This is a genomic window from Alicyclobacillus sp. ALC3 (assembly GCF_028751195.1).
Lineage (GTDB): Bacteria > Bacillota > Bacilli > Alicyclobacillales > Alicyclobacillaceae > Alicyclobacillus_L.
Map to the genome: position 1 here is coordinate 317,772 of NZ_CP066784.1, position 19,145 is coordinate 336,916.

At 56.8% G+C, this 19,145-nt stretch carries 19 protein-coding genes; all 19 read right to left on the reverse strand.

Annotation, left to right across the window (positions count from 1 at the left end; genetic code table 11):
• Positions 1-111 precede the first annotated feature (111 nt).
• The gene (locus tag JC200_RS01470) at positions 112-837 is read right to left on the reverse strand and encodes a YlmH family RNA-binding protein (protein WP_274434412.1); all 726 of its coding nucleotides are present in this window, start codon (positions 835-837) and stop codon (positions 112-114) included.
• 29 nt (positions 838-866) lie between these two features.
• Positions 867-1,145 carry a YggT family protein gene (locus JC200_RS01475; RefSeq protein WP_274434413.1) on the reverse strand — a complete coding sequence of 93 codons (279 nt, stop codon included), beginning with the start codon at positions 1,143-1,145 and terminating at the stop codon, positions 867-869.
• A 23-nt stretch (positions 1,146-1,168) separates the two neighbouring features.
• Positions 1,169-1,927, reverse strand: coding sequence for a YggS family pyridoxal phosphate-dependent enzyme (locus tag JC200_RS01480; protein WP_338000190.1), 759 nt, complete (start codon positions 1,925-1,927; stop codon positions 1,169-1,171).
• 23 nt (positions 1,928-1,950) lie between these two features.
• Positions 1,951-2,763: a peptidoglycan editing factor PgeF gene (gene pgeF, locus JC200_RS01485; protein ID WP_274434414.1), complete on the reverse strand. Its 813-nt coding sequence runs from the start codon at positions 2,761-2,763 to the stop codon at positions 1,951-1,953.
• 109 nt (positions 2,764-2,872) lie between these two features.
• Positions 2,873-3,166, reverse strand: a complete 294-nt coding sequence (locus JC200_RS01490; RefSeq protein ID WP_274434415.1) for a YlmC/YmxH family sporulation protein — start codon at positions 3,164-3,166, stop codon at positions 2,873-2,875.
• 72 nt (positions 3,167-3,238) lie between these two features.
• On the reverse strand, positions 3,239-4,018 hold the full coding sequence (gene sigG / locus JC200_RS01495; protein WP_338000191.1) for an RNA polymerase sporulation sigma factor SigG: 780 nt from the start codon (positions 4,016-4,018) through the stop codon (positions 3,239-3,241).
• Between the two features lie 1,802 nt (positions 4,019-5,820).
• Complete coding sequence (gene sigE / locus JC200_RS01500; protein ID WP_443111860.1) at positions 5,821-6,570, reverse strand: RNA polymerase sporulation sigma factor SigE; 750 nt, start codon at positions 6,568-6,570, stop codon at positions 5,821-5,823.
• Complete coding sequence (gene spoIIGA / locus JC200_RS01505) at positions 6,470-7,489, reverse strand: sigma-E processing peptidase SpoIIGA (protein ID WP_274434417.1); 1,020 nt, start codon at positions 7,487-7,489, stop codon at positions 6,470-6,472. Before spoIIGA ends, sigE begins: the two co-directional genes overlap by 101 nt.
• A gap of 218 nt (positions 7,490-7,707) precedes the next feature.
• On the reverse strand, positions 7,708-8,808 hold the full coding sequence (gene ftsZ, locus JC200_RS01510) for a cell division protein FtsZ (protein WP_274434418.1): 1,101 nt from the start codon (positions 8,806-8,808) through the stop codon (positions 7,708-7,710).
• Positions 8,809-8,864: 56 nt separating this feature from the next.
• Positions 8,865-10,094: a cell division protein FtsA gene (gene ftsA, locus JC200_RS01515; protein ID WP_274434419.1), complete on the reverse strand. Its 1,230-nt coding sequence runs from the start codon at positions 10,092-10,094 to the stop codon at positions 8,865-8,867.
• Between the two features lie 158 nt (positions 10,095-10,252).
• On the reverse strand, positions 10,253-10,633 hold the full coding sequence (locus tag JC200_RS01520; RefSeq protein ID WP_274434420.1) for a small basic family protein: 381 nt from the start codon (positions 10,631-10,633) through the stop codon (positions 10,253-10,255).
• Positions 10,633-11,370, reverse strand: coding sequence for a DUF881 domain-containing protein (locus JC200_RS01525; RefSeq protein WP_274434421.1), 738 nt, complete (start codon positions 11,368-11,370; stop codon positions 10,633-10,635). Before JC200_RS01525 ends, JC200_RS01520 begins: the two co-directional genes overlap by 1 nt.
• Positions 11,371-11,382: 12 nt before the next feature.
• On the reverse strand, positions 11,383-12,105 hold the full coding sequence (locus JC200_RS01530; protein ID WP_274434422.1) for a DUF881 domain-containing protein: 723 nt from the start codon (positions 12,103-12,105) through the stop codon (positions 11,383-11,385).
• A gap of 106 nt (positions 12,106-12,211) precedes the next feature.
• Positions 12,212-12,976: a cell division protein FtsQ/DivIB gene (locus JC200_RS01535; RefSeq protein WP_274434423.1), complete on the reverse strand. Its 765-nt coding sequence runs from the start codon at positions 12,974-12,976 to the stop codon at positions 12,212-12,214.
• 112 nt (positions 12,977-13,088) lie between these two features.
• Complete coding sequence (gene murA, locus JC200_RS01540; RefSeq protein ID WP_274434424.1) at positions 13,089-14,342, reverse strand: UDP-N-acetylglucosamine 1-carboxyvinyltransferase; 1,254 nt, start codon at positions 14,340-14,342, stop codon at positions 13,089-13,091.
• Between the two features lie 5 nt (positions 14,343-14,347).
• Positions 14,348-15,271, reverse strand: coding sequence for a UDP-N-acetylmuramate dehydrogenase (murB, locus tag JC200_RS01545; protein ID WP_274434425.1), 924 nt, complete (start codon positions 15,269-15,271; stop codon positions 14,348-14,350).
• Between the two features lie 192 nt (positions 15,272-15,463).
• A complete protein-coding gene (murG, locus tag JC200_RS01550; RefSeq protein ID WP_274434426.1) occupies positions 15,464-16,591 on the reverse strand; it encodes an undecaprenyldiphospho-muramoylpentapeptide beta-N-acetylglucosaminyltransferase in 1,128 nt (375 codons plus the stop codon).
• A gap of 4 nt (positions 16,592-16,595) precedes the next feature.
• On the reverse strand, positions 16,596-17,705 hold the full coding sequence (spoVE, locus tag JC200_RS01555) for a stage V sporulation protein E (RefSeq protein ID WP_274434427.1): 1,110 nt from the start codon (positions 17,703-17,705) through the stop codon (positions 16,596-16,598).
• A gap of 60 nt (positions 17,706-17,765) precedes the next feature.
• Complete coding sequence (murD, locus tag JC200_RS01560) at positions 17,766-19,124, reverse strand: UDP-N-acetylmuramoyl-L-alanine--D-glutamate ligase (protein ID WP_274434428.1); 1,359 nt, start codon at positions 19,122-19,124, stop codon at positions 17,766-17,768.
• Positions 19,125-19,145 lie beyond the last annotated feature (21 nt).

Consider the following 19,145-nt stretch of genomic DNA (forward strand, 5'->3'; position numbering starts at 1 on the left):
GAAATCGACACACAATACCACAATCATGCGAAACTCGACAATTCTTCCTGTCAATTCGACGAAACAGAAGAAACTCCTGCTGAATTGTCCGCAGCGTCCCTGCCTAGTGCTCTACCTGCGCGATGGGAGAATGCCCACGACGAGGCGGATTCTGCCCTTCTTACTTAAGCCGACAGACTCGAACACCCGAACACGGCCGAAACCGCGCACCGATAAGACATCCCCAACCTCCACGGGTTCATCGGCACGGTCTGTCGCCACATGTTCGACAGACACCCTTCCCGCCTGTATGACTTCTTGAGCAGTGCCCCTTGACCAATGACACGCGGCCGCAACCACCGCATCAAGGCGCATCGAGGCAACAGAGAGCGTCGCTGTGTTATACACCACTTTTGGCCACACCACTTCGCTGTCCACTACCTCGACGTGGACAGCGACTCGTCCCGCATGGTGCAGTTCCCGAGAGACGTGTTCCGCGATCATCCGGTCAACGGCACAAAGCGCACGCTCCCCATCCACCGCGAGGTCGCCCACCTTACGCCGTTCAATGCCGCTGCCCAGCAGCGCACCAAGCAGCGCGCCGTGTGTGATTGGTTCGTCAGCATCAATCGACAGTGTCGTTATGTGAAAATCAGCGGCTTCAGGATACCACTCCCCGGGCATCAGCAAGAGGCGTTGACGCTCCGCGTCTTGATAGCCGCCATACCCCTGCACGACCATCCCTGCCGCTTCCGCTCTGCTAGTCGCCAATGTCTGTTCCCGCGGCGACAGGAAGTCTGTGAGTTGCCACTGACCACGAGCATTCACGCGTGTGATGTAGTCTTCGATACGGCGCATAAACGGACGTTCTGAGGAACGAACCTCCATCAGCGGACAATGGCCGACAACACCGACAGTATACCGGCCTGAAGAAAGAAGTAGACAATCACGGCAACAATGAAGGAGATGTCAATTCCGACACCACCGATACGCAGTGGTGGGATGTAGCGACGAAACAAGCCGAGGTACGGCTCTGTCACTTTGTACAAAAACAGACCAAGCCTTGTCTGCGCTAGATCGGGCACCCAGGAGAGCACTGCCGTTGCAATCAGGACATACCCATAGACCGTAAGTACCACTTGAATGAGACTCAGGACAATTCCCATGCTCCGGGCTTCACCCAGCCCTTCTACAGATTTTGCGGTTGGACCCGCTCTCCGACGAGACGGCGGCCAACCCTGATTAACGTTGCACCCTCTTCGATCGCGACGGCGAAGTCATTCGACATGCCCATAGACAGGTCCCGAAACTCCTGCAAAGACAGCGAACGGCGCACTTCCAGTGAAAGCTCCCGCAGCGCCCGAAACCAAGGACGCGTCTCCTCCACGTCCTCTGCGTGTGGCGCCATCGTCATCAGCCCCTGCCACTCTACTCCAGGAAGTCCCTGGACTTTCCGGAGGAATGGCTCAACTTCTTCAGGCGAAAACCCCGTTTTGGTCGCTTCCCCAGATACATTAACTTGCACCAACGCCTTGATGACGCGCCCCTCGGCTGCAGCACGTCCGCTGATCGCCTGAGCAAGGGCAAGTGAGTCAACGGAGTGGACCCACGAGAAATTCGGAACCACGTACTTGACCTTGTTCAGTTGCAGGCGGCCGATAAAGTGCCAACGGATGGATGTTGGCAAGTGTTTGTTTGCGAAGTCGAGCTTGACCCGCGCATCTTGCCAACGGTTTTCAGCAAAGTCGCAACAACCGTTTTGCAGTAGAGGAGCGAGAACCTGCTCATCCGCAGACTTTGTCACCGCCACAATCCGCACACTCTCTGGTGTTCTGCCACAGCGTTCGGCTGCTGCAGCAATCTCTGCTCGCAACTCCAGATACCGAGTGGTAATGTCCACATCGAGCGGGCTCTTGCGCGGTTCACCCGTTCCGAGAGAGGAGTTCAACGCTCGTCGCCTCCTGTCTAGCCCTACGCGAGCCGAATGGCGCCGAGCAATCGGCCAGTCCTACCATGCTCGGCACGGTGTGAATACAACACATGTGTGTGGCACGCCGTACAAACTCCTACGTCGTGAATGTGTTCCTCGCTAACCCCAGCACTCTGCAAATCCATTCGAATGCACGCTTGTAGACTCAGCAGGTATTTCCCAGGCCGCGCGTGTCGAGGTAACAGTGGCCCATGTCCGAATGACTCCGCTACAGGCTGCGCGACCCGCTCGTCCACTTCGTAACAACAGCGGCGAATCGAGGGACCCAGCCACACGTCCACGTCCTCCGGACGGGAACTGAACGCCTCACTCATGGTTCGCAACACCTCTCGCGAGATGTGCGACACGGTGCCGCGCCAGCCCGAGTGAGCAGCGCCAATCACACCTGCGGTTGCGTCATAAAAAAGCATCGGTACACAATCAGCTGCCATAATGGTCAGCGTGAGACCGGGGACATTTGAGACTACCCCGTCAACACCCGGGATTGGGGGAAACGCAGGCGTACTGCCTCGACCGCGGTGCGCTTCGGTCACAACAGCTACACCGGCTCCGTGGACTTGCTCAGGAACCACCAGATCTTCCAGGGTTGCCCCGATTTTCTCAGCGCAACGGCGGCGGTTTTCTGTCACTGCTGCGGCATCGTCCCCCACATGGTAACCCACATTTAAGGATTGGTAGGGGGCATCGCTCACGCCGCCCTCGCGGAAGGAGAAGATTCCACGTACACGGTCTGTAGACCAATCCGGCCGAATCCAGACGGGATCACCAGCAGAACCTGTCCAATTTGTGCGCATGCGTTCGCACCCCCTTCTCCCGGTATCATACCGTAGATGTAAGCGGTTTGGCGAGGTGATTAGAATGGATTGCCGAAGCCATCACGAAACAAGGGCCGCTAGGCCCTCGTCAATACCCACCTGTTCCTTGTTTGCCAGACTGCGGAGGAATGTAGTAACTCGATTCGTGTCCACTGTGTAAATCGACCAAAATCACGTCAGAGCCTATTTTGACAATCTGGTGCCACGGAATGACGTAGTCCTGGCCTCCGCCCACCATGCCGAAGAACTTTCCCTGGCCAGGAATGACTAGAGCCCGCACAAGTCCGCTGTCGGTGTCGATCTCCAGGTCACCGATTGTTCCAAGCCGCTTGCCTTCCCCAACGTTAACGACATCCTTGGCTTGCAGGTCAGATATCCGCACTCATGACACCGCCTTTGGCCATCCGAACTCGGACAGCGCCGATTCGTTGACCTCATATCTATATGCGGTGGGTCAGCTTTGGATGTGTTTTTGCATGCGGTGAATCGCAGCTTTCTCGAGACGTGACACCTGCGCCTGAGAGATGCCGATCTCGTCTGCCACTTCCATTTGCGTCTTCCCTTCATAGAAACGCATGGACAGGATTTTCTTCTCGCGGTCAGTGAGCTTGTGCATGGCTTCCCGAATCGCGATTTCTTCTACCCACGACGAGTCAAGGTTTTTGTCGTCGTGAATCTGGTCCATGACGTAAATTGGGTCACCACCATCGTGGTAGATGGGCTCGAACAAGGAGACCGGGTCTTGAATGGCGTCAAGGGCGAACACCACGTCTTCCTTCGCCACCTCCATCCGTTGCGAAATCTCGAGAATCGTGGGTTCACGCAGGTTCTGGTTGGTCAACTGATCACGAATCTGCAACGCCTTGTAGGCAATATCACGAAGCGAGCGGCTCACCCGGATAGGGTTGTTATCGCGCAGGTAACGGCGGATTTCCCCGACGATCATCGGCACAGCGTAGGTTGAAAAACGGACATTCTGACCGAGGTCGAAGTTGTCGATGGCTTTCATTAGACCGATACACCCGACCTGAAACAGGTCATCCACGTGTTCCCCACGGTTGTTGAATCGCTGAATCACAGACAGTACAAGCCGCAAATTGCCATTCACAAGCTTTTCTCGCGACTCGAGGTCCCCCTCTTTGAGTTTGTGAAACAACTCCCGCATCTCAACATTTGTCAAGACAGGGAGTTGGGATGTATTGACGCCACAAATCTCTACTTTGTTCCGCTTCATCACCGAGTTCCCCCCAAGGTGCCAAGGACGACCGCCGTCCATCGCGGCTAATGAATCCGTCCTCAGTATTTCCCAGGGGGGTGTTCTTATGCATTGGCCAAGAGTGACGTGACCGACCAGGCGCTGACGGCACACGACTCCCTTCACAGCGATTAACCGGTTCAGGACGAACGCCGCAACGCTCCCCGCGCGGGGCCATCACCGCGATCGCGCCGAGCAATAGCAGCGTACGGAGGAACGCGGCAGTCTCCGCGATCGCGCTGAGCAATAGCAGCGTATGGAGGAACGCGGCCATCTCCGCGATCGCGCCGAGCAATAGCAGCGTACGAAGGAGCACGGCCATCACCGCGATCGCGCTGAGCCATAGCAGCGTACGGAGGAACGCGGCCATCTCCGCGATCGCGCCGAGCAAATAGCAGCGTACGGCCGAACGCGGCCATTACCGCGATCGCGCCGAGCAATAGCAGCGTACGGCCGAACGCGGCCATCACCGCGATCGCGCCGAGCAATAGCAGCGTACGGCGGAGCGCGGCCATTACCGCGATCGCGCCGAGCAATAGCAGCGTACGGCCGAACGCGGCCATTACCGCGATCGCGCCGAGCAATAGCAGCGTACGGCCGCTTATTGGCCCGTCTGAGGGGTCAACCGGCGCAAATAGGCTGTCCTCCGCCGCTTCAGCAGCAATAATCCGCCTCTACGACTCGAAAATCAGCCGATAAACTGTTGCGAACAGCCTCAGACGGCCGACCGACGTTCACGGAGCCTCGATAGGCTGTTCTGAGCCGCTATGGAGCGGCCTCCGAGCGACCTGGAGCGACCCCCGAGCGACCTGGAGCGACCCCCGACAAACCTCCGTCAAACCGATTGACACTTAGCGAATCGCGGGCGAGGCTGTAGGTGTCAAATTGACACTTAGCGGATCGCGGGTACGGCTGTAGGTGTCAAATTGACACTTACCGAACCGCGGGCGCGGCTGTAGGTGTCAAATTGACACTTACCGGATCGCGGGTACGGCTGTACGTGTCAAATTGACACTTACCGGATCGCGGGTACGGCTATAGGTGTCAAATTGACACTTACCGGATCGCGGGCGCGGCTGTAGGTGTCAAATTGACACCTACCGAAGCGCGGTACGGCTGTAGGTGTCAATTTGACACTTGCCGGATCGCGGGTACGGCTGTAGGTGTCAAATTGACACTTACCGGATCGCGGGTACGGCTGTAGGTGTCAAATTGACACTTAGCGAATCGCGGGCGCGGCTGTAGGTGTCAAATTGGCACTTAGCCGATCGTGGGCGAGGCTGTAGGTGTCAAATTGACACTTACCGAAGCGTGGGCGCGGCTGTAGGTGTCAAATTGACACTTACCGGATCGCAGGTACGGTTGTAGGTGTCAAATTGACACTTGCCGGATCGCGGGTACGGCTGTAGGTGTCAAATTGACACTTACCGAATCGCGGGCGAGGCTGTAGGTGTCAAATTGACACTTGCCGGATCGCGGGTACGGCTGTAGGTGTCAAATTGACACTTAGCGGATCGCGGGTACGGCTGTAGGTGTCAAATTGACACTTACCGGATCGTGGGCGAGGCTGTAGGTGTCAAATTGACACTTACCGGATCGCGGGTACGGCTGTAGGTGTCAATCCGTCAAACCTCCGTCAAACCTCCGTCAAACCTCCAGCCCCGCAGACGACAACTGGAGAAATTAGGATGCAAGACCGTACCTCCCAAAAAGTTGAGACCGAACAGGTCAAACCGGCGCGCTCGCTTTAACGCCTGTGACGGTCTGACCCGTGCGCCAGCTCAAATCATGCGGTTAAACTCTTTGCGCAGGCGTTTGATGATCCGCTTTTCGAGCCGGGAAATGTACGACTGTGAAATCCCCAGTAGGTCAGCAACATCCTTCTGCGTCATCTCTTCGCCAGTCCCAAGGCCAAAGCGCAGCTCCATGATTCTACGTTCACGGTCAGTCAACTTCTCCAGCGCGTCGTAGAGCAGAGTCCGGTCAACTTCTTCTTCGAGGTTGCGATAGATTGTGTCCGCTTCGGTACCCAGGACGTCGGAGAGGAGAAGTTCGTTCCCGTCCCAGTCGACGTTGAGCGGTTCGTCAAACGAAACCTCAGATCGAAGTTTGTTGTTGCGCCGCAGAAACATCAGAATCTCGTTCTCAATGCACCTCGAGGCGTACGTCGCAAGCTTAATTTTTTTACTCGGGTCAAAGGTGTTCACGGCCTTAATCAAACCAATCGTCCCGATCGAGACCAAGTCCTCAATGTTGAGGCCCGTGTTTTCGAACTTGCGGGCAATGTAAACAACCAATCGCAAGTTGCGCTCAATCAACATCGCCCGAACGGCTTCGTCCCCTCCTGGGAGGCGACTGAGCAGATACTCTTCCTCTTCTCGCGTCAACGGTGGCGGTAGAGCCTCGCCTCCGCCGACGTAGTAGACTTCTTCACTGCCCCCGGCCAGTCGCAGACGTATTTCGATCCAGAGCAGCTGCAACCGTATCCTGAGTCTGATGCCGATGGGTATCGTGGGTTTCAATGCTGTCATCCCTCACAATGGCTTCAATGTGCATGATGGCCTGAAATTGGTCGTCCAAAGAGAGTGCACCTTCATGCGCCGCCAGCTCAACTTCAGTCGCTGCGGGGTACCACCCGGATTCACCTTGAATCAAGACCGTGTCAGGGCGAACTGCAAACGTCAGTTGTTGGGTCCCGCCGGCGCCACGGTACGGCACGATGGAAATCCGGCGCATCCACGCCTCGTCAGTGATTCCTGAAAGAGCGTCCAGCATGTCCGCCTTGGGCGACTGCAAAGACGACAGCGCGTCAGGGAGGAGATTCGCCAAAACCTGAGATTCGACAAGGCAGACCGGTTTTCTACTGATCGGATCACGAAGTTGGTTCCCTGTGTCAACGAGACCCGTAAACGTAACTTCCCGCTCTCCAATCGACGCCCGGACCGCTACTCGCGTTGCCTTCTGCATCTGCATCCGGCGCATACGCCCGACACCGTAGCGTAAGATTCCTGCGCCAAGCACAACCCCGAGAATGAGCGACAGGCTCTTGACGCTCGTCGTGAACACGAGTCGATGGGTGGCGACTTCGACTCCACTAGCTACTGAAACACCCGGCAGTGCAAAGTGCAGAGCGATGGCTGCACCCGCGAACACGAAAGTCACCAGGTAGTACATCGCCACGGCCCGTCCGAGGTCGAGCCAGTTACGCCATGGTACGCCCAAACCTACGATCCATAAGGAGGCGAGCGCTTTGCCAGCCCAAGTGGTGAACAGCTGAAGGTGCGGAACAAACATCAGTAGCGCGTACAACGAGCCGACAAGCGCTGCGAGAAGCAATCTCCGCGGGCGGGTGGAGCGCTTCATAATCCAGCACGTCGTCCACAGGATCGCGGCGTCCATGAGGAAGTTGACCAGCCACACCACGTCGATATATACGACTGGTATAGGCATGGCATCACCTCGGATTCAGCGTTGGCCCCAGTATAGTTCATCTCTATTACAAAGCCTGTCGGAACTTGACTGCGATTCAAGAGACTTTTTGTTGAGGCATCGAGAGTTTTGTCTCTATGGTACGACGACTCGCCGTGTCAGCCGTGTACAAACAAAAGCGCTGCACCGACAGGGCCGGGCAGCGCAGAATGCGAGGACTCACGAAGGAACTGGCTGATCTAGCGATCGCGAAAACGGCTGTTTTGTCGCCGGATGTAGGCCGGCACATCCCACGAGTTCGTCACGGCGGCTTGCGCCTGGCCCTGATTCAACTCATCGAGAACGGCTGACCGTTGCCGAGTCGGTGATTGCACCTGCATGTTCGGGGCCGCTTCAAAACCCGTTGCAATGACGGTCACAATGATTTCATCCTCGAGTTCGGGACTAATCACGGCGCCGAAAATCATGTTGACGTCCGGATCGGCTGCGGAAGAAACGATGTCCGCCGCCTCGTTGACTTCCCAGAGACTGAGGTTGTTTCCGCCAGCAACTTGCATCAAGACACCACGCGCTCCGTCAATCGATGTCTCAAGCAGCGGACTGCAGATTGCATTTTTTGCGGCTTCTGCAGCACGGTTTTCGCCCGTGGAGACACCGATGCCCATCAGGGCAGAGCCACGCTCTGTCATGATCGACTTCACATCGGCAAAGTCCACGTTAATCAAACCTGGCACCGCGATTAAATCAGAAATGCCCGCTACTCCCTGTCGCAGCACGTTGTCCGCTTCGCGGAAAGCCTCGAGCACCGGCGTGTTTCGATCAACAATTTCAAGAAGGCGGTCGTTCGGGATGACGATTAACGTATCAACCTTCTCTTTCAGGTTGGCAACACCCTGTTCAGCCTGCGACATGCGCCGCTTTTGCTCAAAGCGGAACGGCTTTGTGACAACTCCTACGGTCAAAGCCCCGAGTTCCTTCGCGATCTCGGCAATGATCGGAGCAGCACCCGTTCCAGTGCCACCGCCCATTCCCGCGGTCACGAAGATCATGTCAGCGCCGCGCAACGCGTTTGTGAGGGCCTCGCGACTCTCTTCAGCAGCCTTCTTCCCGACTTCCGGATTGGCGCCTGCCCCGAGTCCACGGGTCAACTTCTCACCAATCTGAATCCTCGTCTCCGCCTTAGCGAGTTGAAGCGCCTGAGCGTCGGTGTTCACCACGATAAAGTCAACGCCTTCAATGCCGGACTCAATCATGCGATTAACGGCGTTGCAACCGCCGCCTCCGACGCCAACGACCTTGATCCGCGCGAACGACTCAAAATCCGTATCAAAATCCAGCATCGCTGTTCCTCCTTGGGACATATCCTCGCCTCTCTTGCTGTCTACCGCAACGAGCCTCAGACAAAGTCACGAAACCAGTCTTTCAGACGGACGAAAAATCCCCCACCTGTCTTCACCGGTCGACTATACGAACTTGCCTCGGCCGGTGCAGACTTTGCCTGCGCACGGACGGCGTAAGCCAGTGTACCCACCCCATTGACAAACGACGGATCCCGGACGCCGAGGTAGTCCGGAATGGCAATACGAACGGGTGCCTGCAACTCAACCTCCGCAAGTTCGCCCGCACCCTGCATCGACATGACGCCGCCGTGCATCACGTAGCCACTGGCTAAGTCCGCCGCAAAACCCATCTTCTCTATTTCCTTTCGCACGAGGCCGAAAATCTCCTGCATGCGAGGTTCGATAATCATCGCCAAATCAACCTGCGTAAATTCCACCTGCTGGTTGCTGCCAATCCGGGGCACTTGGAAACGTTCGTCGTCCGAGGCCGAATCCACCCACGCGCACCCGTGACGAAGCTTCACTTGCTCGGCTGCAACGGTTTGCGTCTTCAACCCAATGGCGATGTCATGTGTGACATAGTCACCGCCCATCGGGATAATGCTTGTCCCAGCCAGCACATTGTTTGCAAACACAGACACGGAAGTGGCGCCTGCACCGATGTCGACGAGTGCTACACCAAGTTTTCGATCATCAGATGACAGTGCAATCGTACTCGCAGCAAGCGGAGACAACACGAGATTCGCGACGTCGATATCCGCCTTTTCGACACAGCGCACGACATTGTGAATCGCTGTACGTGATCCGGTGATGATATACGCTTCGACTTCGAGCCGTACCCCCAGCATGCCGCGCGGGTCCACAATACCATGCAGACCATCGACTACGAATTCCTTCGCTACAACGTCGATGATTTCACGTTCCGGCGGAAGCGCAATGACGCGCGCCTGTTGCAGTACGCGTTCAATGTCTTCTTCTCCAATTTCCCGTTCTGGCGAGGAAACAGCGACGACTCCGTGGCTGCTTTGCAGTAGGATGTGGTTCCCGGAGATGCCTACGTACGCGGACCCGATATGAATGCCGACCATCCGCTCAGCCTGGTCGACCGCTTGTCGAATGGATTCCACCGTCAAGTCTATATCGACAATCGCCCCGTGGCGAATTCCTTCACTGTCAACGGACCCGACACCGATTACACTGACTGTACTCCCTGTTTGCTCACCGATGATGGCCCGGACCTTAGAAGTGCCGATGTCGAGACTGACGATGTATTCTCCTTTAGCCAACCGTGTGGCACCTCCCCAATGCGCCCACATCGTTACATGTGAAAAGGAACATTTCACAACACTATTCCACACTCCGAAGCACATTCCTCTTTTGCGGCGCAACTTTTTCGTCAATCCCAAATAGGAATCATTCTCGCCAGACCCCTATTCTGGAGATCTCACTTGTCCGTGTTCGATGCCGTCACTGCACGCGACCTGCGTGAGCCCATGCGGTTAAATGCGATGCGCCTAATTACGGCGATGTTTTGAAACAAGCGAACGCCAAAGGCGACAACCGCCGCCAGGTACAGGTCGACGCCGAGTTGAACGCCAATGAAGGCGAGCAGCGCGGCGACCAGTGTATTGAAAAAGAACCCTGTCAAAAAGACCATTCCGTCAAATGACTTCTCTAAGCTAGCCCGCACACCGCCGAAAACCGTGTCGAGCGCTGCGATGATGGCGATTGACAGGTAGCTTGAGTAGGCAGCCGGAATGTTCACATCTGTGACAAGGCCAATTGCAACACCGACGACCAGGCCGAGAACCGGGATCCAGATCATTAGTTTCCTACCTCCTTAGCCCAGGCGCCAGGCAGCGGGCCGCTGTAGCCCGGCACGCTCACGTGTTTCGAACCGGTGTATGACTTCACAAGAAAGTCTTCTTGCATCAAGTTGAGTTCAGGCTGAATCTGATCAACTGTCAAAACTGACTGCATGTCTTGGACGTTACCGATCGCCGTGATCACGTAGGGCATCTGGATCGGGTATGTGTTTACCTGCAGGTCCGTGATGGGACCAAGTCCACTGACCAATCGGATCGACGACGTCGTGACGAGTCTCTGTCCGTTGATGCTAATCGCGGTGGCACCGACACCAAACAAGTCATTCACAATCTGCGAAATGATGACGTCTGCATTTTGCTGAAACTGCCCTGCAGTCGCCTGATAAAACGGCAGGTTCGGGTCATCCTGAATCGTCATCGTAAGACCATTCCCACTGACCTTTGTCAGACCCGCTTCCGTCGCGACAGTCTGTGCATCTTTGCGCAGCGCAGCTTGCATCGCTGCTTGGTTGCCGCCTGATAACTGATACTGTTTGAGCTGGACCTTCTCTTTCGCGATGTCTTGTGCCAGGATCGTCTGCTCTTGAAGCTGTTCATATACCTGAGTGCGGTAATCGAGGTAACTCGTCGGAGTGGAGGTGGACGATTGTGCACGTGACGTCAACTGCACGGTCAGCATGAATCCGAGCACAGCGCAAACTCCAGTCAGCGCCCACGTAAAAGTCGTCTTCTGCACAAGCCCACCTCCCTATGACCCGACCGCACTAGGAGAAGCGGTCAGCACCCCGGTAAATGCCGGCATTTGAATGTCTTGCTGGATGTTCGGCTGGGAAGCCGAGACTCCGCGGCTACGCAAAGCATCGAGGATGCCGCCCTGAATCGTCAACGCAGACTGCAGCGTCTGCGGGTCGCCAATCGCGTCCACAGTAAACGGCGCCCCGAGTCGGTGGTCGTTCACCTTGACGACGGGTCCAATACACGTCACGGCTGAAGTCGCCACGACTCTGTAACCGTTGATGGAAACGGCTTCCGCGCCAGCTGTGAACAGTTCATTGACCAATTGGCGAATGTCCCAGTCATGAGTCAGTACCTGCTCAGTGTTGCCGCCAACTGCAGTCCCGTCCATCAGGACCACAGACACCCCAGGTCCGTGCACCGGCGTGATACCGGCCAAGATCCGTTCCGCTGACAGGCGACGTTGCACCCCTTGCAACTGTGCGTTGGAACCTGTTGATGCCTGTTCGTACTGCGTTAACTGTGCCGTCAACTGCGCCAACTGCTGTTGGGCGCTTTGATTCGCCTGCGTCAATTGCGTCAGTTGCGTCTGTAACTGTTTCTGAGCGGTGTCTGCAGTCGCGACAGGGAGGTTGCCGGTCAAGCTTTCCATGTGTTTATAAGACAGGGCCACCATAAGCCCCAAAGCAATCGCGACCGTTGTGAGTGAAGCCGTGAGACGAGCTCGCGCTTGCATGACAACTTTCCTCCTTCATTGGCAGAGGCCTGATGAACAGTGAAAAATGACCCAAACTGCCGCTGTATGACCGTGACTCCGCTGTCTTTGCAGGAGCCTTAGAGGCTTAAGGCTTTGAGAACGGCGTGTATTCGTACGGCGGACCGTTCGAGACATCAATCAATCCCGGACGGTCCCCCTTTCCGGAGAAGTAAGCGACCGCTGCCTGGATGGTAGATGCTTTTTGAGCCAACTGCGAAGCTTGGCAGCGTCCCGCAAACCCATCGGAGAAGTACGCGGTCACCAAGCCAAAGGAGTCGAGCTCTAATTGAGAGACGCTTGCCAGAAACGTCGGACTCGTTTTGCCGAGCTCGTTCATCAGTGGCATCCAGCCCGCGACGGGCACAGCTTGTCCCTCAGCAACTTTCACGTGCTGGGCTGTTGTCACGATTGGCCAGGAAAATCCATTTGCTGGCGCGATGGTACCGAAAATTTCACCGTCGTCGAGCACTCGGTAAAAAGATCCATTTGCTTCGTACAGCGCCACAACGTGCTTCTCAGTGATTTGGACTGTTACGATACCGGATAGCACGTCCGTATGTACGGAGACTGACTGCACCAGTGTATTTTTGCTCACGACATCAGCAGAAACATGAGCCGCATTTACCTGCCACAAACTCATACCTTTGTGCAACTGCGCAGTATTCAGAATTGTACTGGCGGGGATCGAGGTGTTCCCTGTGACGCGGAACCCCCGCACACGCGTCAACGGGGATTCGAGCAGTGCCACTGCACCAACGAACAGGAAAAACGCGGCCACGACGATACGGTTGCGTCTTTTTTTGCGTTGTATCTCCATCGGGTCGGCGTGAGTCCGGCGAACATTCGCCAAAAGGTGTCCCTCCTGCTAGTTCGTCAAGCGTAGGCCCGTAGTGGACGAGGTAAAACATGTCGCGCAGAAGTGAGCCGGTTCGGGGCCCAAAGAGGCCCCACCGGGTGCGAACTCACAGTTGTACACGCTCAATGTCGGCGCCTAAGTCTCGTAAGTGCATTTCAATCGATTGATACCCACGGTCAATGTGATGTAGTCCTTCCACATGTGTGACGCCGTCGGCCATCAGGCCCGCAATGACAAGCGCTGCCCCACCACGCAAGTCGGAGCACTCGACGCGAGCACCGGATAGTTTATCGACGCCGCGGATTACCGCTGTCCGCAAGTCAACCGAAATGTCTGCGCCCATGCGAGTCAACTCGTTGACGTGTTTAAATCTGGCTTCAAAAACATTCTCTCTGACAAGACTGGTCCCTTGGGCCGTCGTCAGCATGGCCATGAACGGCGCCTGAAGGTCCGTCGGAAATCCGGGAAAGGGTTCCGTTCGAAGGTCTACAGACTGCCAAGCTCTGGAACTTTCAACCGTAATTATATCACGCCCGGTCTCTACGCGCATACCACTTTCACGCATTTTTGCCAATAGAGAACCTAGATGAGCTGGCGATACGTTCTCGACTGTAACCCGTCCACCGGTGGCTGCTGCTGCGATCAACACGGTTCCGGCGACGATGCGGTCGCCCATGATTCGATGCTGCGTACCAGTCAGGTGGTGTACACCTGTCACCTGAATCATGGTCTCGCCCGCTCCCTCAATCAGGGCTCCGCACGACTTCAAAAAATTTGCCAGGTCAATAATTTCTGGTTCACGGGCGGCGTTTTCGATTACAGTGACGCCGTCCGCCAGCGCAGCGGCCATAATCAGATTCTCGGTCGCGCCAACACTGGGAAAGTCCAGCGTCACAGTTGTACCTTGCAGACGACGCGCCGTGCAGCGGATGTATCCGTGTTTCTCTTCTACAGCCGCCCCTAGTGCCCGCATGCCCGTCAAGTGGTAATCGACGGGACGCTGCCCAATCACGCACCCGCCAGGCTTGGAAACGCGCACTTCACCAAACCTGGCCAAGAGTGGACCCATCAAAAAAATCGAACTACGCATGCGCTGCATCAAATCCGCTGGTACATTCGTCAGCCGGATGTTGGTTGAATCGACTGTGACCTGCAGTCCACTGCGTTCCACTGTTGCGCCGAGCGCACGCAAAATCTCTGCCATCACCCGGACATCCTCGAGGTGGGGAACATCGTCAATCACGCATGTCCCCTCGACCATGACAGTCGCTGCGAGAATGGGCAACGCAGCATTCTTGGCGCCGTAAATGCGCGTCTCTCCAAACAGCGAGGAGCCCCCTGTAATGGCTAGCGCATCCACACTCATCACCTCCCTGAGGCGGCATCCCCCATCACGCGCACCTCAGTTTCCAATGAAATTCCAAACAATTGTTGGACGGTGTCCTGAGCGTGGGCAATCAACCACAATACGTCCTCTGCCGTCGCGCCGCCGATATTGACGATAAAATTGGCGTGCTTTTCACTAATCTGCGCACCACCACGTTGCAGTCCTTTGAGTCCGGCCAACTCGATCAGATGACCGGCGTGAGTTCCGGAAGGATTGCGAAACACAGATCCACAACTTGGTAGGGAAAGCGGTTGGGTGCGCAGGCGGCGTTGTGACCATGTCTTCACCTTTTCGATGAGTGCGGCACCATCCCCAGCGGTCAGAGAAAAGCAGGCTGCGACGACGATACCTGGTTCATCCCTCAGGATGCTGTAGCGGTATCCGAACTGCAAATCCGCCTTGCTCAGACGTCGAATGTTGCCGGCCGTATCCATGACGTCAGCCCAGTGCAAAACATCACTGACTTGCCCACCGTGTGCACCAGCATTCATCATCACAACACCGCCGACAGTGCCGGGAATGCCCGTGGCAAATTCGAGCCCAGCTAATTGGTTGCGCACAGCAATGCTGGCAGCTGAGACCGCTGAACGACCAGCTAGTGCAGTCAGTTCGTTGCCGTCTACGCGAATGTCACCAAACCGGTCACCAAGTTGAACGACCAGGCCCCGAATCCCGCCATCGCGAACGAGTAGGTTGGAACCCCGCCCGATCACGGTCCACGGGACTTCCAGCTGCCTTGCTACCGAGACGGTACTCCTTAGTTCTTCCACCGTGTGCGGGTTCACGAACACATCGGCCGGACCGCCGATTCGCCACGTTGTGTGCAGCGCTAGCGGTTCATTCAGCTTAACGTGCTCTACCCCGCGCTCAGTAAAGGCGCGCAATACGGAGTCTGCGTCCATGTTTTCCCTCCAACGACGCCATCATCCGCTGACGGTGGTCATCAGCGGCGCACTCAGACGGTTGCCTATGCCCAGGATCCGTACCGCATCATATGGCACACGAACACACAGCGTGCGTGCCAGCGGCTTGCGCAGCATCCGACAAGTGCACCCTGACCTCGCAGGGCTCTATGCATGGCGTGCAACTGTGTCTTAGTATACCGAATTCGTGGAGCAGACTGCCTCAACCAGCGCATACAAGTCAGCCACTGCAGCGGGAGTCGCGAGACGCTTCGCGGCATCCCGCATCACCGCGGACTGACCGTCATCGAGGATGCGCGAGAGGGCGCCCCAGAGCGTCTGCGGAGTCAATTCGGCCTCGCGCAGCATCCGCGCGGCGCCGCCTTGCACCATTCGCTTGGCGTTCTCTTCCTGATGATTGGCCGTGACATAGGGGGATGGAATCAGTAGAGAGGGGAGTCCAAGGGAACAAATTTCCGCGAGTGTTGCACCTCCCGCACGGGTCACGACGACATCTGCGGCAGGCAACAACTGCGACAAGTCGTGGACAAACGGCAGAACATGAACATGACTCGGCAGGTTCATCAACCCGAGCTCACGAATCTTCACCTGTACTGACTCAAAGTGGGCATCTCCAGTGATGTACACAACCTGCCACGCTTCACTCGCAATAAACTTCGGCAACAGTTGCGTAACCACGCGGTTGACACTCTGTGACCCACGGCTACCCATGTAACAGATGACGAGTTTGCGAGCCGGATCGAGGGTGTATCGTTCGCGGGCAGCCTGAACCTGCGCAGGCGTCACATCCTGAACCTCACTTGCGCGCGGGTTCCCTGTCATGACGACGCGTTTTGCGCCTGGAAAGAACCGCTCCGAATCAGGGAATGACACAGCCACAGCGGCAGCGCGCCGCGCGCACAAGGTATTCGTCAGGCCCGGACGCGCATTCGCCTCCCAAATCACTGCGGGAATGTGCTTAGAGTGCGCAGCGAAGACGACGGGCAGCGTGACATAGCCGCCCGTGCCGACTACGACGTCGGGTTGGAATCTAGCGAGTTCCCGGCGCGCAGCCCTGTACCCGCGCCACGTGTAAAAGGCTGTGCGAACCGCGCTCAGGCTGAGTTGCCGACGCAGTCCTGCAGCCTTTACTGCCACAAACGGAAGCCCGGCGCGCGACACAATGTCGCGCTCCAGGCCGTTTTCTCCGCCGATATACAAAACCTCTGCTGCGGCGTCGTGCGCGCTGATGTATCGCCATAGCGCGAGCGCGGGATAGATGTGGCCGCCTGTGCCGCCGCCTGTCAGTACAATGCGCATGCATTCACCTCAACGCCAATTGAGCCTGGCGAGATATGTTGAGCAGAATGCCGATGCCCGTCAGCATCAAGGTCAACGATGAGCCACCGTAGCTTAACAGTGGTAGCGTGATTCCTGTAGCAGGAATCGACCCTGTGACTACACCGACGTTGATCAGCACTTGCACCCCAATCATACCTGTGATGCCCACTGCCAGCAATGACCCGAACTCATCCGGTGCAAAGATCGCTGCCCGAAAGCCGCGCCAGACCAGAACACCAAACAGAGCCAAGACGGTCGCTGCGCCAAGAAATCCAAGTTCTTCACTCAGGATGGAGTAGATGAAATCGGTTTGGGGCTCCGGCAGGTACAAGTACTTCTGCCGACTTTGCCCGAGTCCCACCCCGAGCACGCCACCAGACCCAAGTGCATAAAGTGACTGGATAATCTGATAGCCGTGTCCGAGCGGGTCCTTCCACGGATCGAGAAACGCCGTGATCCGGTTGATGCGATAAGGTGCCATCGCGACAAGCCCGGCGAATCCAGCAAGCCCGATTCCGCCAAGACCCGCCAAGTGTCGAACGCGAGCGCCAGCCGCGAACAACAGGATAATCGTGGTGCCCATGATGACGACACTCTGTCCGAGGTCGGGTTCAAGCATGATCAACCCAACCCCAGTAAGAGACAGAAGCAAGGGCGGGAGAAAGCCGCGGCGGAACGAACTCATGCGGTCTCCCGAGTCCGCGAGGTAGTGTGCCAGGAAAATGATCAACCCTAGTTTGGCGAATTCGGACGGTTGGATGCCGAACGACCCAATGCCAAGCCACGCCTGTGAGCCTCCGCGCGTCGAGCCGACACCTGGGATAAGCACAATGGCTAAAAACAGAAAACTGGCGATGGCAATTTTCGGAGCCCAGCGCCGCAGATTGTGGTAGTCGTAGTTGGCCATCAATAGCATGCCGACGATGCCAAGACCCGCCCACAGCAACTGCCGTTTAGCGTAGTAGAAGGAGTCGCCGAATTTCTGCAGAGAGACGACAGAACTGGCGCTGTGAACCATCACGACCCCGATTGCGAGCAGGACGAGCGTGATAATCAAAATCACGGGATCGTACGCCTGCCTTGTTCGTACCACCGGACATGCCACCTCCTCGGCTGTACGCCGGCAGGCAAGCAGCCTTGTCCAGCGCCATCGCTACAGTGTATGCACGAGGTTTTTGAACATGCTGCCTCGCACCTCGAAGGAGGAGAACATGTCCCAACTCGCGCAAGCCGGTGACAGCAAGACAGTTTCCCCAGGTTGCGCGATGTCACTGGCTGTGCGCACCGCTTCGTCAAGGTCTGCGACTTGCCTGACCACTGCGATGCCGGCTGCGTGACACGCCCGCATGAGTTTTTCCGCTGACTGTCCGAGAACGACCGCCGCGCGAACATGGCGCGCGAGGTCTGCCGTCATGTTCAGGAAGTCGATGCCGCGGTCGAGACCTCCCGCGATCCACACGATTGGCGTCTCGAACGACCGTAACGCACGCAACGCCGCCTCAGGATTCGTTGCTTTCGAATCGTTAAAATACGACACTCCCTGCAGTTCGCGAACAAACTCGAGCCGGTGCTCAATCCCAGTAAACGAGCGCAGTGTATCCGCGACGGCAGCGACTGGTGCACCCGCCCAGATGGACATCGCTGTGGCAGCCAGCGCGTTTTCCAAATTGTGCTCACCCCGGAGCGCAAGCTGGTCGACCGCCAACACAGCAGTTGTCTCTCCGTTGTTCCGGACGACGATTTGTCCATCCCGTATGCATACTCCCGTAGCTACCTCCGCCGTTCGACTGAACCACACCACTTCAGGCGTCAGCTCACCTGCGCGGTTGCGAATGATGTCCTGGTCGAAGTTTAAGATGGCCACGTCTTCCTTCTCCATGTTGGCAAACATTCGCCACTTGGCGTCGATGTACGCTTCAAACGTCCCGTGGTAATCGAGGTGTGCAGGATACAGGTTTAAGAGCGCTGCCATGGTCGGATGGAACTCTTTCGTGCCCATCAGTTGAAAACTAGAGACTTCTAGGACAATCGGTTGTTCTAGACGCACGTGTTCAACGACGCCGGACAAAACGGTGCCGATGTTGCCCGCAACGACCGGCTGCTTCCCCGCCGCCTCGAGCATGGCTCCGACCAGACTTGTCGTCGTCGTCTTTCCGTTCGACCCCGTGATCGCGATAATCGGCGACTGCGTCAACCATGAAGCAACCTCGATCTCCGTGTAAATGGGAATACCAAGACGCGCCGCCTCTGCAACGAGGGGTACGCTGTAGGGGATGCCGGGGTTCTTGACAATAAAATCCGGACGCGGCTCGAGCAAGCTAATCGGGTGCCCACCGAGCACCACCTCGCACCCGCTCTCCTCGAGTGCATCTGCTTCGTCATCAGGTGTCGCACGCTCCCGGCGGTCGTTGACACACACGGACAGGCCGTGCTCTGAAAGCAACCGCGCTGACGCAAGACCGCTCTTGGCCAATCCCATAATCAGTGCGCGCTGGCCTTTTCGGAGTTCCACCCTGTCTCACACTCCTCGCTG